Origin of the sequence: Paenibacillus sp. FSL H3-0321 (assembly GCF_038002865.1) — a bacterium.
Classification (GTDB): Bacteria; Bacillota; Bacilli; order Paenibacillales; family Paenibacillaceae; genus Paenibacillus_AQ.
This window is the reverse complement of the sequence record NZ_JBBODH010000001.1, coordinates 5,395,744-5,410,692: the sequence shown is the minus strand read 5'-3', so window position 1 is coordinate 5,410,692 and position 14,949 is coordinate 5,395,744. Positions and strand designations below refer to the sequence as shown.

The window sequence follows — 14,949 nt, the reverse complement described above, 5'->3', positions numbered from 1 at the left end:
CCGGGGTGCCTGCCTCACAATGACTTATTGCTTTCATTTCATTATTTGGAAGTCAACGCGCCTTTGGGAATAACCGCCTGCTTCTGGCTTGGGCTCTTCCACATAAGGCGAATACTGGCATCTCCACTGTTCTCGTAATATTCAACCTTGATGTCGTACGAGCTTCCCGCTTCCAGGACTATGCTTCCCTCACGGCTGACACCGCTTTGCTTCTTCCAGCTGTCGATGATCAGTTTGCCGTCGATCCATACACGTACCCCGTCATCCGAGGAGGCTATGAAATTATATTTCTCATTGTAAACCGGCTTGATTTTGCCGCTCCAGCGCACCGAGAAAGCATCCTTGCCAATTCCTGAAGACGGTGAATCTCCATGCCAGTTGAAGTCGATCTTATTGTCGTTGCGGACCAGGACGGCTTTGCCCGACAGATCCATATTATTGAAATATTCTCCCGTCAATCCGGTTCGGGATACCGGGGCCGGGTTATTGTTTTTACCGACCAGCATTAATTTATAATCATCCCGCGACACGGTATAATCATCGCTCATAAAGTTCTTAATCTGCTCGAGGTTATTTTTCTCGGTCAGCATTTTTCCCCATGTCATGGTATATACCCATTTACTCTGCGTTCGGGACAATATGAGCGGGTCTGGCAGTTCTCCGCTTTCACCGATCCCGATCGGCTTGCCGTCGGCCAGCTTCAGCAGCTTCTCATAATAAGACTGTCTATAGTCATTGTTATAAATATCCGCCGCCAGAACGTCAACCTTCCCGGCACCCGGATAATATGGCTCATAGCCATCCGACCACTCATTAGGCGCATTCGGATTCCATACCCACAGGAGATTATCCAGCTTGTGCACATTCGCCAGACGGTTATACATAATATCCCAAAGTTCGGTGAAGTTGTCCTTCTGCCCCCACCAGAACCAGTTCCCGTTCATTTCATGATAAGGGCGCCATAACACAGGCACTCCCGCATCGCGCAGGTCTCCCAAATATTCGGCTACCTCATCAAGCTCAGCGATCAGGTTCTTATACTGCGGGGTGCCCGGCGTAACATAAGCATCAAAATCCTCTTGGCTCAGGCTCATATGCACATTAGCCCAATCCGGGGAGGTACCCGGCAAATTCTGATGGAAGGTCATCGCCACAATTCCGCCGCCCTGGTGCCATTTGATCGCACTCTTCACGACATTCTGGCGCTGCTTCACGATGGTGCCCTCCGGCTGGTTGTTAATCGCTCCCAGCTCATAACCATGCAATACGGCATATTGTCCGCTTGCATGCTTCAGCTTATTGTTGAATTCATCCGGGGTCTCCAAATAGTCATGCTGCCCGGATATCATTCCCTTGCCTCCAAGATCAACCAGATAGCTGAGCAGATCGGCAGCCTCCTCCGAAGCTGAGGGATTGATGGGAGTGATGGCAGCAGCAGGTGTAACTATCGTCCGGGGAACCGGAAGACTCCTCGCTTCTGACCAGGGCAGCAGGGAAAATATTAATATAAGAGGTAAAATCGTATTAAACAGGCGGTACTTGCGGTAAGTGTTCAAATCGTAATCTCCTTTCTCCAGCGAAATGCCGCCACGGCACACAGGATGAGTTCCCTATGCAGGTTCATACATCCCGAGGCCAAATGGGGGCTATAGCTTAGTAGCCCTGCTGATAAGCAGGGCCACTAAGAGTGGACTTTAGGAATTATAATTGTAACGTCTTAACCAGCACCCGCCGGTGAATACAGAAGCTAACCAGTCGCTCTGCTTAGGAAGCGGAAGGAAGAAACAGGGCGCTCGCAGGAACAGTACCCTTCACTTGGCTTGGGCTTTCCCACATTAGACGCGCTCTGGCATCCCCTTGATTCTCGTAATACTCCACTTTAATATCATATAGCTGCCCGGCATTCAGGCTGATGCTTCCCATGCGTTCGGTTCCACTCTGTTTCATCCAGCTGTCAATCACAAGACTGTCATTGACCCAAACGCGGATGCCGTCATCTGAAGTAGTATAGATTGTGTACGTTTCACTGTAGAGCGGCTTAATCTTGCCGCTCCAGCGTACGGAGAAGAAATCGATGCCGATTGCAGCATCCGGGGTGCCTAGACGCCAATTGAAATCAAGAATGGCGTCGTTACGTACAAGTGCCGGAGTGCCTGACAGCAGCATATTATTGAAATATTCTGCCTTTAGCCCATTCTCAGCAGGTGCTGCTGTCGGTGTTGGTGCCGGCGTCGGTACCGGTGTTGGTGTTGGTGCAGGTGTTGGTGCTGGCGCCGGTGTTGGCGCAGATGTCGGTGTTGCTGTTGGCACCGGTGCTGGTGTTGCTGTCAGCGCAGGCGTTGCTGTTGCCGTTGCGGCTGGTGCTGCTGTCGTCGCTAAAGCCGGTTTTGCAACCAGGCTGGGTGTACTGTCCAATTCTGTCTGGCTGGCAGCAGCTGCCCCGGCATTCACAAACAATGCGCTGGCCGGAACCGTCCCTTTGGCTTGGCTTTGACTTTGCCACATTAAGCGGATATTCGCATCACCGGCATTCTCGTAATACTCGACCTTGATGTCGTACAACTGACCGCCTGTTAAAGCGATGCTCCCGGTACGCTCGGCTCCGCTCTGTTTCATCCAGCTGTCAATGACAGCTTTACCGTTAATATAAACGCGGATACCGTCATCCGAAGTGGTAAAAATCTGATAAATCTCACTATACGTTGGCTTGATTTGACCGGTCCAGCGGACAGAGAAGGAATCTACACCGATTGAAGGATCCGGCGAACCCTGGCGCCAGTTAAAGTTAAGCAATGCATCATTGCGCACCAAGGCCGGCGTACCGGAAAGCGTCATGTTTTTGAAGTATTCTCCCTTAAGTCCGCTCAACACAGGCGCTTCCACTGAATCATTAGAGTCAGGCGTTGGCGTTGCCGTCGGCTTCGACGTTGCCGTTGCCGTCGGTGTTGGCGTTGCCGTTGGTGTTGGTGTCGCTGTCGGTGTTGCCGTTGGTGTCGGCGTCGGCGTTGGCGTTGCCGTTGGTGTCGGTGTTGGCGTTGCCGTTGGTGTCGGCGTCGGCGTTGCTGTTGGTGTCGGCGTTGCTGTTGGTGTCGGCGTCGGTGTTGCCGTTGGCGCAGCGGCTGGTGCACTCCAACTCTTATATTTATTCCGGGTCAGTGTATAGCTATCATTCATGAAACTCTTAATCGTAGTTGTGCTATTTTTCTCATAGAGCATTTTTCCCCAGTTCATCATGAAAACGAAATTTTTCTGGGAGAGCTTCAGTTTGGCCGTGCTGGGCATCTCACCGTTCTCACCAATACCTATCGGTTTACCGGCAGCCAGACTAAGCAAACTGTCATAGTACTTATTCATATAGTCGTTATCATATATATCTGCTGCAAGAACATCCACTTTGCTTGCGCCCGGATAGGTCAGCGCATAAGGATCAGACCAGGCATTCGGTGCATTGGGGTTCCATACCCACAACAGATTGTTTAATTGATGAACGTTCACGAAACGGTCATACATAATATTCCACAGTTCAGCAAAATTACTTTTCTTCCCCCACCAGAACCAGTTGCCGTTCATTTCATGATAAGGTCTCCAAAGTACAGGAACGCCCGCATCCCGCAAGCTTTTGAGCGACACCGCCACTTTATCCAGATCCGTGATCAGGCTGGCGTATTCTGTCGTGCCCGGCGTTACATACCTGTTAAATTCCGCTTGGGTGAGCGGCTTCTGCACATTGGACCAGAGGTACGCCGTCCCCGGCAGATTCTGATGAAAGGTCATTGCGACAATGCCGCCGTTCTTGTACCAGTTGATCGCGCTGTTCACCACATTCTTGCGCTGCGATGCAGCCGTACTCTCCGACTGGCCGCTAATTACGCCAAGCTCATATCCGTGAAGAGCAGCATATTCTCCGCTTGTTCCCTTCAACTTGTTGCTGAATTCATCCGGGCTCTCCAAATAATCGTGCTGTCCAGAGATGATCCCTTTTCCGGTAATGGAATAGAGGTTACTAAGCAGCTTGACAGCTTCGGCTGAAGCGTCCGGATTAACCGGCACTGCTGTGCTTGATGAGGCTTCTGCGGTTGAAGGCGACAGCCCAAATCCTAAAGGCACAGCGGTTAACAATACGGCAAGAGACAGCAAGGTGGACAGCAGACGAGACTTACGGTAAGTTTTCAAAATCATCTTCCTTTCGGTAGCCAGGCTGCCACTCTTGCGAAGGCCCTATGGCTTTGCGTCCCTATCTTTCGATTAGGTTTGCCTTTGTCGTTTTGGAAGGATTAATCCCTCTTACCGTAAGTATCGTCCCTATGAAGTTTTTATTTAGAGCATTAATAAAAATAAATTAATAAATGGTTCTAAATGCCTGTTTTGGATTTGCAACAATTGGTTAAATAGATTATTTAGGCCTAAGAGATAAACTGTTGCAAAGCTATATCTTCCCAATCCAAGGTGATGCGGATGTTATCCTCTTCTACCAGTTCCGAACCGGTCTGTACCTCGATAAACTCTACATCCGTCAGCGCAAGAATCGCATGTTTGGTGCCTTCCGGTATACGCACCACATCTCCCGCCTTCACATTATGCATCTTCTCATTAATCACAATGCTTGCTTCACCGCTGACAAATGTCCAGATTTCACTGCGTTTATGGTGCAGCTGGTAACTGATATTTTTACCCTCTTCGATAAAAATCCGTTTGGTCAGCACTTCATTTCCCTCATCGTATTTCACATAATCTATGACCTTATAATGGCCCCAGCGGCGTTCTTCGTACATGGGTCTTTGTTCAAAAGACTTCAGCACTTCCTTGATTCTCGGACTCTCCGCTTTATGGGTAACCAAAATCCCGTCCGGGCTGGCAGCGATAATCAGATCCTTCGCGCCGATCACCGTAATCGGAATATCCAGCTCATTAATCAGGCATGTGCCTTCGGAATCCGCCGTCACGAACCCTTTGCCTACATGATTGCTGTTCATTTCTTCAGTTAGCGTGTTCCAGGTGCCCAGATCCTTCCAGAATCCGGCATAAGGCTGAACTACGATTTTCTCCTCTTTTTCCACCACTTCATAGTCAAAGCTTATGGAAGCAAGCAGTTTGTACTGCTTCTGCAGTTCCTCGTAGTTCAGCGGCAATCCCTTGCGCTGCAGAATATCAAGCAGATAGCCCAAGCGGAACGCAAACACGCCGCAGTTCCAGAGGGCATTCCGGCTGATCAGTTCCTCGGCCTGCTTACGGTCAGGTTTCTCCTGGAAGTGGCTTACCTGCAGATAACCGCTTGCTCCCGCCTCTGCGCTGGTAGGAATGATATATCCGTATTTTTCTGAAGCATGCTCGGGTACTACACCCATCAGCGCCAGGTTCGCTCCGCTCTCCTGCATCGTTTGCTCAAGCTGCACTACTGTATCGAAGAAGGCGGCTTCCACATAAGGATCGACCGGCAGGATGGCCACGGTCTCGCTTGGCGAAACGCCTTCCATGGAATACAGGTAGGCTGCTGTCAGGGCAATCGCCGGAAACGTATCGCGGCGTTCCGGCTCAACGATGATAGGCACCTCGCTGCCAAGCTGGCTTTGAATCATTTCCACCTGACTGCGGCCGGTAGCCAGATAAGCCGAACCCGACATATTAGCTTCCTCCAGCTGCCGCCATACCCGTTGCACCATGGATTCCGGCTCACCCGTCGGGCTCTCAAGTACCTTCAGAAATTGCTTCGAACGTGAATCGTTGGACAAAGGCCAGAGACGTTTTCCTGAACCGCCTGATAGAAGTACCAGTTTCATATGGAACCCTCCTCATTATGTGTTGACGCGAAAATATCGGATTGTTATTGGTTGCTTCAAACGTGAAAAGCATAAGACTTAGCTGTTATGAGAGTCACTGCAAGGAATGTTTGGACTTTCGGCCGCTGTTGTCTGCAGATTTCTTGATTTATACCGCTGTTCGCGGTGGAAATCCGCAGACAAAGGCGGACGCATTCGCTCCTACAGTTCCAAAATTCCTCTCCGTTCCATTCCAACAGCCTAGCTATTCGCTTCACCCGCAGGCGAAGCTCCCTGCTAAAGATCCGGCTATTGCCGCTTGGCTGGCGGCAGGTAAGAGCGAAGTGCTTTAGTAGAGTAGAGCAAGCTTGAGGCTTAGATCGCGCCGGCCACGCTGGCCGAATACCCGCTCAGTCCGCCCATTTGCGGGCGTCCGACGGAATGGTACTCCAGGCCGGTGCCTTCGATCTGCTCCTTGGAGTAGACGTTGCGGCCATCGATCAGAACCTGGCGGCGCATACTGCCCGCCAAGCGATGCAGGTCGATATCCTTGAACTGGCTCCAGTCGGTTAGCAAGCATACGGCATCGCTGCCTTCTGCCGCCTCTTCCGGCAGGCCGCACCAGCGGAGCTGCGGATGATCGTATTGCATTTTGAAGTTATCGGCGGCAATCGGATCATAGAGCTTCACTGTAGCTCCCTCCGCTACCAGCGCTTCGACGATTTCACGGGCAGGTGCCTCGCGTACATCATCAGTATTCGGCTTGAAGGCCAACCCCCAAATTCCGATAACCGCGCCGCGCAGGCTGCCGAGCGACTCATGAAGTTTGGAAATAATCATAAACCGCTGCCCTTTATTCACCTCAACCACCGATTTCAGCAGCTTGAACTCATAGTCCACGTTGCCGGCGATCTGGATCAGCGCATTGGTATCTTTCGGGAAACAGGAGCCTCCATAACCGATTCCGGCCTGCAGGAAGCTTGAGCCGATTCTCCGGTCCATCCCCATGCCTTCCGCCACTTCGGTTACATCAGCTCCCACTTTTTCACAAATGTTGGCGATTTCGTTGATAAAGGAGATTTTGGTTGCCAGGAAAGCGTTCGATGCATATTTAATCATTTCCGCACTGCGGATATCCGTTACGAAGATATTTTCAGTGAAGCCTTGATGAAGCTGGCGCATCGTTGGCTCCAAAAGCGGATTATCCAGACCAATCACAATCCGGTCAGGATGAAGCGTATCGCGGATCGCCGAGCCTTCACGCAGGAATTCGGGAGCGGAGACGATATCGAAGGGATGATTCGTGTGGGAAGCAATAAGATTGCGGATTTTCTCATTTGTGCCAACCGGTACGGTCGACTTGGTCATGATGATTTTATAGCCTTCCATCGCTTGCGCAATTTCTGTGGCTGCTCCCTCAATATACGTTAAATCCGCTTCGCCGCCCGGCAGGGAAGGCGTTCCTACAGCGAGGATGACGATATCAGAAAGGCGCACCGATTCCTGCAGATCCGCCGAAAAGGACAATCTGCCCTCACGGAGATTCATTTCGATCAGCGCCTCAATACCCGGCTCATAGATGGGGGATTCCATCCGGTTTAATTTATTGATTTTCTCCTCATCCTTATCGACGCAGATGACATGATTCCCGTTAAGTGTAAAACATACGCCAGATACAAGACCGACATAGCCGGTACCGATTACTGCCAGCTTCATATAATCATCCTCCTTTAAGAAAATTAACGTAGGCCTGTTCCACATACTGCTTGAACTGGACCATAAACGTCTGTTCATCGAATTTATGCGCATGCCCCATAATCTTGCTGATGTCCCACGCATAGGACTCCACTTCGTGGATAGCCTTCAGCAGATCATCCACTTCCTGATTCTGAAAGAATACGCCATTTACATAAGGGACTATGGTATCCAGCGCCCCTCCGGCCTGATAAGCAATGACCGGTCTTCCTGCGGCATTCGCCTCCAGGGGCGTAATTCCGAAATCTTCTTCTCCCGGAAAAATAAACGCCCGGCATTTCGACATCAGGCCCGTGACCTCTTCATCCTCAAGCCGGCCCAGAAAAGTTACATTATCTTTGGCCATTCCTTCCAGACGCTTACGGTCCGGCCCGTCGCCGACGATATAGAGCTTAAGGCCATTCCGGCTAAAAGCCTCCACTGCCAGGTCGATCCGTTTGTAGGATACAAGCCGGGAGACGATCAGGTAATAGTCGCCGATAGAGCTGGAACTTGTGAAGCGGGCTGTATTGATCGGCGGGAAGATCACATCGGCATCCCTATGGTAATAGTTCTGAATCCGCGTCTTCACTACGGAAGAGTTGGCCACGAACTGGTTTACATTTTTGGATGTCCGCTGATCCCAGGTCTTGAGCCGCTGCATATAGACCTTGAGCAGTCTTTTGAACAGTCCGGAATTCGATTGCCGCTCCATGTACGTGTCATAATCCCAGGCAAAGCGCATTGGCGTATGACAGTAGCATAGATGAAACGTGGATTCGGGAACCTTTATGCTTTTCATAAAAGCACTGCTGGAGCTCAGGACGATATCGTACCCGCTAAAGTCCAAATCACGAATGGCCATCGGATAAAGCGGCAGTACCCCTTTAAAATTGGCCTTCACTCCCGGGATCTTCTGCAGCCAGGAGGCCCGGATATCCGCATCTTTGAGGTTGTCGGTCAGGCGGCTTCCGTTAAAAACCGTCGTGAAGATCGGAGCCTCCGGATACATGTGGTGGAAGACCTCCACAACTCTTTCCGCTCCGCCCATTTGGATTAAGTAATCGTGCGCTATCGCAATTTTCATGTAAATCATCCTCAAAGTTTTATGGAGCAGCATCATCAAGTAGTGAATGCATGGAAGGAACGGTGCCCTTAAGCTTTAGCATTGTCCGGAAAAACAGCTCAGGTTGCGGCGAGCAATCCTTTGTAATAAGCGACGATGTCCTTGACCGTATTCTCGATGACAAAATGCTCTTTTACCCGCTTCATTCCACTTTCCGCCATCCTTCTTCGCTCTTCGGGATGGTTCAGCATCCAGGTGATGGAGTCTGCAAGTACGACTGGGTCTCCAGGCTGGATCAGCAGTCCCGTTACACCGGGAACCACAATCTCTACCGGGCCGCCTTCATTGGAGGCGATTACCGGCAGTCCAGCCGCCATGCCTTCGACGATAACCTGGCCGAATGGCTCGGGGGTAATCGAAGTGTGAATCAGCAAATCAGCAGTTTTCATAAGGCCTTGTATGTCATCCACATGACCCAGCAGTTTGACGTTGGTAAGCCCATCCTGCTGCATCTTCTGAATTAATTCCTGTTTATATTCCTCTTCCCCGAACAAGGCATCACCGGCCAGCCAGAACTGGACACGGCTGTCGTCCTTGAACGCTTTGGCAGCCTCCAGCACGATATGCTGGCCTTTCCAGTGCGCCAGCCGGCCCACCAGCAGGACGTTGAAATCCTTCTGGTCCCGTCTGCCGATGCTTTCACCGATTGCTTTGGCAAAAGCGGAGTAGACCACCAGTGTCTTCTTCGAGCGCGGCAGCTCCAGCGCATTCAGCGTGGAATGGGAATTGGCAATCACGCCATTGGGAAGCAGGCGTGACAGCAGCCGGATCGCCTTGGCGACAACCGGCTTCAGGTACGGGGCACCGATATGGTCCCGGATATGCCAGATCAGCGGCACTCCCGCTTTCTTCGCGGCAACTGCACCGTAGAAGGCCGATTTCAGGGAGTTGGTGTGCACACAATCCACCTTTTCCTGTTTGAGCAGCGGCGCCAGCTTGCGGCCGTAAGCCAGCAGCTTGAACGCCGCAGCCGGAGCGCCGAGATTGACGGCATTTCTGCCGCGGCTGCGGATGCTCTCATCAAGCGGGATGATGCGGACGTCGATGCCTTTTTCCCGCAGACGTTCAGCCAGCGCCCCTTCTTCAGCCAGGATGACCAGCGGCTGAATCTCTTTGCCGATGTTGGTGAGAATGTTGAACAGCGCAACCTCTCCTCCGCTCCACTTGGCGGTGTGATCAATATAAGCGACTTTTAGCATCCTGCAGCCACACCCTTTCCCAATGTTTGAAGGAATACCGATTCCACTTGATCGCCCACATGCTGCCAGGTGTATTTCTCCAGCACATGGTTTCTGCATTCGTCACGGCCGGGAAGCAGCTTGCGGTTGCTGAGCATATGGATCATGCCTTCCGCCATATCATCACTGGTTGAACCCTTGAACAGCAGCTCCGGGCGGAAGCCCTGCAGAATCTCTTTGTTGCCTCCGACCGGAGTAGCCATAACCGGAAGACCGGAAGCCAGTGCTTCAACGGTGATAAGTCCAAAGCCCTCGAGTGCCTGTGAAGGAACCACGAACATGTCAGCAGCCTGGTAGTAGGAAGCCAGTTCATGATCGGGAATGTAGCCAAGCAGCCTGACTTTGTTACTGAGACCATAATCGGAGATTTTTTCTTCCAGCTCTCCGCGTAGCGGACCTTTGCCTCCGATCAGCAGAATCGCGTTCGGGAACCGCTCGGATACCTGCTTCCAGGCTTCCAAAAGCTGCAGCAGCCCCATCCGGTTCATCAGCCGCCGGACCGTCAGTACCGTCGTTGCTCCCTCCGGTAAATTCAGCGTCCGGCGGACAGCCAGCCGGTTGCTGGCAGGGATGAACCGCTCCACATTGGCCGCACCCGGGATCACGATGATTTTGTGCAGCGGCACACCGTGCAGACTGTGCAGCATATCGCGGAAATATTCGCTAAGTACAATGAACTGGTCCGCCAGCTTGTAGGCCTTGCGTTCAATAGATTTGGCAATCGTTGTTTTGACCCGGTGCTTAATGCCCTGGCCTTCGATCTTCATCTCTTCATTCCATGGGCCATGAAAAGTCATGACCACCGGAATCCCCCGCTTCTTCGCTTCCATCGCCGGCCCAACGCCGTAGGGTGCGAAGTGGGTATATAGAATATCAATGCGCCCGCTCCCGCTGCCCATCAAATCTGCAGCTTTACGCTGAAAAGCATCCTTACGCTTCCAGATCGTTTCCTTGGGATCTCCGGCGTTATGAATAATCAGTTCCTTCGAGGTGGATGGCGTCTCCTGACTGCAGATCAGCGCATGCACCTGGTTGCGTGAGGAGAGCTGCTCGCAAACGGATTTAAAATAAGTGTTAAGCCCGCCGGGCTGTAACGAGGGCCAACTGAGGCCTGTCGTCATAATGTTTAATCCGTCACTGTACGGCATAGCTTCTCTCCCCTTTCTTTTCTTTCTCGGCCTGCCCCTGTGCGTTGTGCTGGGCCAGCTTGCCGGAGCTGTTCAATTCGTAATGCTTGAAGCCGACCATGAATTCATACATCACCCAAAATACGGATACCGCGAACCCTGCAATGCCTTTCTTGAACAAACCATGCAGAAAATATTTCTGCAGGAACCGTGCCGGCGGCCGCAGCAGCAGATTTCTCAGCTTAAACGGCTTACCGCTCGCATAAGCGCTCTGCGCTTCCAGGTCGGTGTATTTATTAAACCGGGTTACATGGTCATTGATGCTGCGGAAGCCCTGATGCCAAAGCGTTCCGTTCAAGCGAACCGTCCGTTCCTCCAACACCTCGGGCATTTCATGCACCAGGGAGTTGCGGATGCCGTACTCCTTGCGGTTGTACAGCCGCACCAGATATTCACCCTTATCCAGCCATCTGCCCAGAAAATCACCGATCCGGTATAGCGAGTAAGCTACGCCCCGGTCCGTCAGCGCCGGCTTGCGCTCAAGAATATCCTTCGCCAGCTCATCGCTGACCACTTCATCGGTATCAATCAGGAAGACCCAATCATGGACGGCGCGTTCCACTCCGAATTCTCTTTGCTTCGCGTATCCGGGCCATGGGTTGACGTATACCCGGCAATCCAGGCTTTCGGCCAATTGCACCGTCCCGTCTTTGCTTCCTCCGTCGATTACAACCACCTCGTCGGCGAAAAGTCGGCAGGATTGAATTGCTTTGGATATTCGAATTTCGTCATCCTGAGCAATGATGACAGCAGATATCGGGTAACTCCCCGGGCCGCCAAGCACGCTTGTCACTGAATCCATGAAGGTTTCCTCCTTTGTCTGTATGTTCTTGGCTTACATTCTATTTCAGGCTGGTTGCCGCAGAACCGCTGCGATGACGGATGTCCTTCCAATCGCTGTTGTCTTCGGATTTCTTTGATTAGACCGCTGTTGCGGTTGAAATCTGAAGACAAAGGCGACCGCTTCGCTTTTCCAGGTCATTCCGTCCTCTCCGCTAATCTGCCTTAAGCCTTCAATAAGGGTAGGCCAAACCCATATTTCTTTTTAACCTTGGGTATCCGCGGGTTTTTTATGAATATAGGAATTCATCGTCGTCTTCATCCACTTAATGTCGTCCCCGTTGATCAGCAGCCGCGGCAGCTTGACCTTCAGGTTGTATTTAATATTGAGAATAATGAACAAGAACCGCAGTACAGCCGATGACAACATCGCCACCCCTGCTCCGAACAATCCAAACTTCGGCACCAGCAGGAAGAGCATCGGGATCACCAGGATCAAGCCCACTCCCTGAAGAATGGATACGAATTTCGGTTTGCCAAGCGCCATAAAGACCTGAGCCAGAATCAGTGTGCCTCCGCTGATCGTAACTTCCAGCAGCAGCAGGCGGAATACGGTCAGCGCCGTATTGAAATCCTTCCCGTACAGCAACGGAATAACGAAGGGGGCCACCAGCATCAGGAACACCGCGCCGAGCAGGGTGCAGGTCGTACTGATCCGGAATGCTTTGAAGGTAAGGGCGATCGCCTCCTCCTTCGAGAGCTCAGAGGCCTTTGGAAAAAGCACCACGGTGATCGAGTTCGAGAAGAAGTTGACCATCCGTGACAAGCTCACTGCTACTGCATACAGTCCCAAATCGGCTGGCCGCAGCAGACCGGCAATAATGATCTGGTCGATATAGCCGGAGAATTGGCCGAGCAGGTCATTTCCGTAAGAGCCGAGGCCATACGTGAATAATCTTTTGAAATTCAGGTATGCGTCCTTCAGCTTCACCCTGTAGGTGCGGAGCAGCAAGATTGTCATTCCGATAAACAGCGGTACTGATGGAACCAAGTAAGCCAGTGCCGTAGTAAATGGATTCATATGATCCGTGAGGATCAGAACGCCAATGGCCGCCAGCGTCAGCAGAGGAACCAGATATCGCATCCAGTTAAAGGTCTTGTAATCCCCTCTGAACTGAAATGCCGCGTTGTTAATCTGCGAGATCACAATCAGCGGACACAGGATCATCGACCATTGCGCAAAAACCACCACCTCCGGACTGAAGGATTCCAGCCAGTAGGGTAGGACAAAGATTCCCACTGTCATGGCCACCATGCCAAACCCAAGGCCGATCATCAGTGCCACCCGGTAGAGCACCCCGGCCTCATCCGGATTCTTCTTGGCATTGTAGATCAGCGCCGAGGGAATACCGAAGCTCATACTGAACGCCAGAAACTGGGACCAGTTCACCATAGCTGTCTGTTCCCCGCGGCCTGTCGGCCCGAGATAGCGGGCAGTCAGCACACCCGTCAGCATATTGACCAGCAGAATCAGCACGCTGACGAACATGGTTTTTACGGCTGCCGAGCTGTTGTCCTTGCTCTTTGTGAATTTCTTGAGCGAGGACCAGACTGTGCTAGTGGGAAGTGATTTCGCGTTCAACTGCTGCATGTGGTGTTCCCTTCTTTCTGCTCTCAATAATCTCTTTGGCGCCTAGCCCAAGGCCGATCAGCATCCATATCAGATATCCCTTGAGTCCGGGGAATCCGTTGTCAGACACCAGGCTGACTACCGCCCCCATCCATGCTGCCAGCGATAGCCGGGCATAGGGCTGAAGACTGTCCTTGCTGGTGACTCTGACCACAATCTGTTTAATGACGGCCCCAAGTGCGCCGAAGAAGAATAAGGCGCCCAGTACTCCAAAGGTAAGCAGCAGTGCGATAACGCCGTTGTCCATGTTGCCGTACTCTCCAAGCTCCCCGCCGTTGCCAATCTTTGTTCCTTGGCCTACACTGCCGATTCCCTGGCCAACCGGATTAGCGGCTACCATCGGCAGCATGTTCTGCCATAAGCTGAGCCGTTCATTATAGGAGTGGTCTTCCTGTACGGAGGTAAGTGTCTCCATGCGGGCCACCAGCCCCTCTGCTCCCGGCAGCTTGGGAACGATCCAGATCAGCGCTACGGCGACAAATCCCAGCTGAAGCAGGGTTTTCCACTTCCCTTTGGAAGGAGAAGAGGCGATGTACACCAGCAGCATAACCAGCAGGACCAGCCAGGCGGAACGCACCAGCGTGGTCAGCAGACAGACCACAACGAGCAGGACACCGATCCAGCGCAGCGTGCCTTGCCATCTTTTCTCCAGAATCATCGGGACGAGGGCGAATACCAGGAAGGTCGCCGCCGGTCCGGGAGAATTCAGAGTGGAAAAGACGCGAATTTCCAAGGGATACGGTGTTCCGATGGACATCATATCTGCATTCCTCATCCAGAAAGCGTCCCAGGGAGGAACCGTCAGATATTGGATGATGCCGTAGATCGCCACCAGGACTGCGATATTGGCAAAAGCGTACAGCAGCCGGTCAATATCCTTAGGCTTGAAACGCGTTACCGCGAAGAACGGAATCAGCAGCAGCGGTACGATGTAGTTAGCCAAATCGTATACCGAGCCTATGCCGTTCTTCGCCAGACCGATCAATGCGCCGTAGGCCAACGCTACCGAGAACAGCAGGATGATCCGCGTGGAGGATTTCCGGATTCTGTGGATTTCCTTCAGCACCGGAATCGCAAGTGTTGCTCCCGTCAGCAGAGGCGCCAGGCTGAGCAGGGATACCGAGTGGTATACCCCTTCGTACCAGTCGGCGAAACGCCGCAGCTCCGGGGCCACCGCCCAGATCAGCAGAGTATAGGCGATCAGGTGTTTTGGCTTCAGCAGCGCCAGCAGGAAGGCGGGGAATAGAATCCCTGCCAGAATGACCCCCTGCAGACTGCTGGAAGAACTGAGCTTCGCACTGGCGAAGCCGATCAGCAGCGGAAGCCCCAGGCACATAACGCAGATCAGCGTCATCATGACACCTGACTTCACCGAAGTGAGGGATGGCAATGTCCGGTTGCTTTCATTCTGGCTCATCATCTTCATTTCCCCACCTCC

Annotated in this window: 11 protein-coding genes and 1 riboswitch; of the genes, 1 reads left to right on the top strand and 10 read right to left on the bottom strand. The window is 52.3% G+C overall.

From position 1 onward, the window contains the following. Window positions 1–41: 41 nt before the first annotated feature. The 3 genes from MHI45_RS24200 to MHI45_RS24190 form a co-directional block, all read right to left on the bottom strand. Complete coding sequence (locus MHI45_RS24200; protein WP_341119547.1) at window positions 42–1,556, bottom strand: glycosyl hydrolase; 1,515 nt, start codon at window positions 1,554–1,556, stop codon at window positions 42–44. 208 nt (window positions 1,557–1,764) lie between these two features. Further along, on the bottom strand, window positions 1,765–4,173 hold the full coding sequence (locus MHI45_RS24195; protein WP_340894594.1) for a PA14 domain-containing protein: 2,409 nt from the start codon (window positions 4,171–4,173) through the stop codon (window positions 1,765–1,767). A 12-nt stretch (window positions 4,174–4,185) separates the two neighbouring features. Beyond that, window positions 4,186–4,266, bottom strand: a riboswitch (cyclic di-GMP riboswitch). 137 nt (window positions 4,267–4,403) lie between these two features. Then, window positions 4,404–5,777 carry a sugar phosphate nucleotidyltransferase gene (locus tag MHI45_RS24190; protein ID WP_340894595.1) on the bottom strand — a complete coding sequence of 458 codons (1,374 nt, stop codon included), beginning with the start codon at window positions 5,775–5,777 and terminating at the stop codon, window positions 4,404–4,406. 62 nt (window positions 5,778–5,839) lie between these two features. Here MHI45_RS24190 and MHI45_RS24185 point away from each other — a divergent pair, with 62 nt between their 5' ends. Next, the gene (locus tag MHI45_RS24185) at window positions 5,840–6,109 is read left to right on the top strand and encodes a hypothetical protein (RefSeq protein ID WP_341119544.1); all 270 of its coding nucleotides are present in this window, start codon (window positions 5,840–5,842) and stop codon (window positions 6,107–6,109) included. A 22-nt stretch (window positions 6,110–6,131) separates the two neighbouring features. On the opposite strand, the gene MHI45_RS24180 is transcribed toward MHI45_RS24185, so the two are convergent. From MHI45_RS24180 to MHI45_RS24150, 7 genes are all read right to left on the bottom strand, one after another. Then, window positions 6,132–7,472 (bottom strand): UDP-glucose dehydrogenase family protein, encoded by a 1,341-nt coding sequence (locus MHI45_RS24180; protein WP_038586516.1) that lies wholly within the window; start codon window positions 7,470–7,472, stop codon window positions 6,132–6,134. Window positions 7,473–7,476: 4 nt separating this feature from the next. Continuing rightward, complete coding sequence (locus MHI45_RS24175; RefSeq protein WP_038586514.1) at window positions 7,477–8,577, bottom strand: glycosyltransferase; 1,101 nt, start codon at window positions 8,575–8,577, stop codon at window positions 7,477–7,479. A gap of 98 nt (window positions 8,578–8,675) precedes the next feature. Beyond that, entirely contained in the window at window positions 8,676–9,815 is a 1,140-nt protein-coding gene (locus tag MHI45_RS24170) for a glycosyltransferase family 4 protein (RefSeq protein ID WP_038586511.1), read from the bottom strand. Further along, entirely contained in the window at window positions 9,809–11,002 is a 1,194-nt protein-coding gene (locus MHI45_RS24165; protein WP_038586508.1) for a glycosyltransferase family 4 protein, read from the bottom strand. The genes MHI45_RS24170 and MHI45_RS24165 overlap by 7 nt, the downstream gene beginning before the upstream one ends. Next, window positions 10,989–11,843, bottom strand: a complete 855-nt coding sequence (locus MHI45_RS24160) for a glycosyltransferase family 2 protein (protein ID WP_038586505.1) — start codon at window positions 11,841–11,843, stop codon at window positions 10,989–10,991. Before MHI45_RS24160 ends, MHI45_RS24165 begins: the two co-directional genes overlap by 14 nt. A gap of 243 nt (window positions 11,844–12,086) precedes the next feature. Then, a complete protein-coding gene (locus MHI45_RS24155; RefSeq protein WP_341119542.1) occupies window positions 12,087–13,472 on the bottom strand; it encodes an oligosaccharide flippase family protein in 1,386 nt (461 codons plus the stop codon). Further along, complete coding sequence (locus tag MHI45_RS24150) at window positions 13,438–14,931, bottom strand: O-antigen ligase family protein (protein WP_445322198.1); 1,494 nt, start codon at window positions 14,929–14,931, stop codon at window positions 13,438–13,440. Before MHI45_RS24150 ends, MHI45_RS24155 begins: the two co-directional genes overlap by 35 nt. Between the last annotated feature and the right edge of the window lie 18 nt (window positions 14,932–14,949).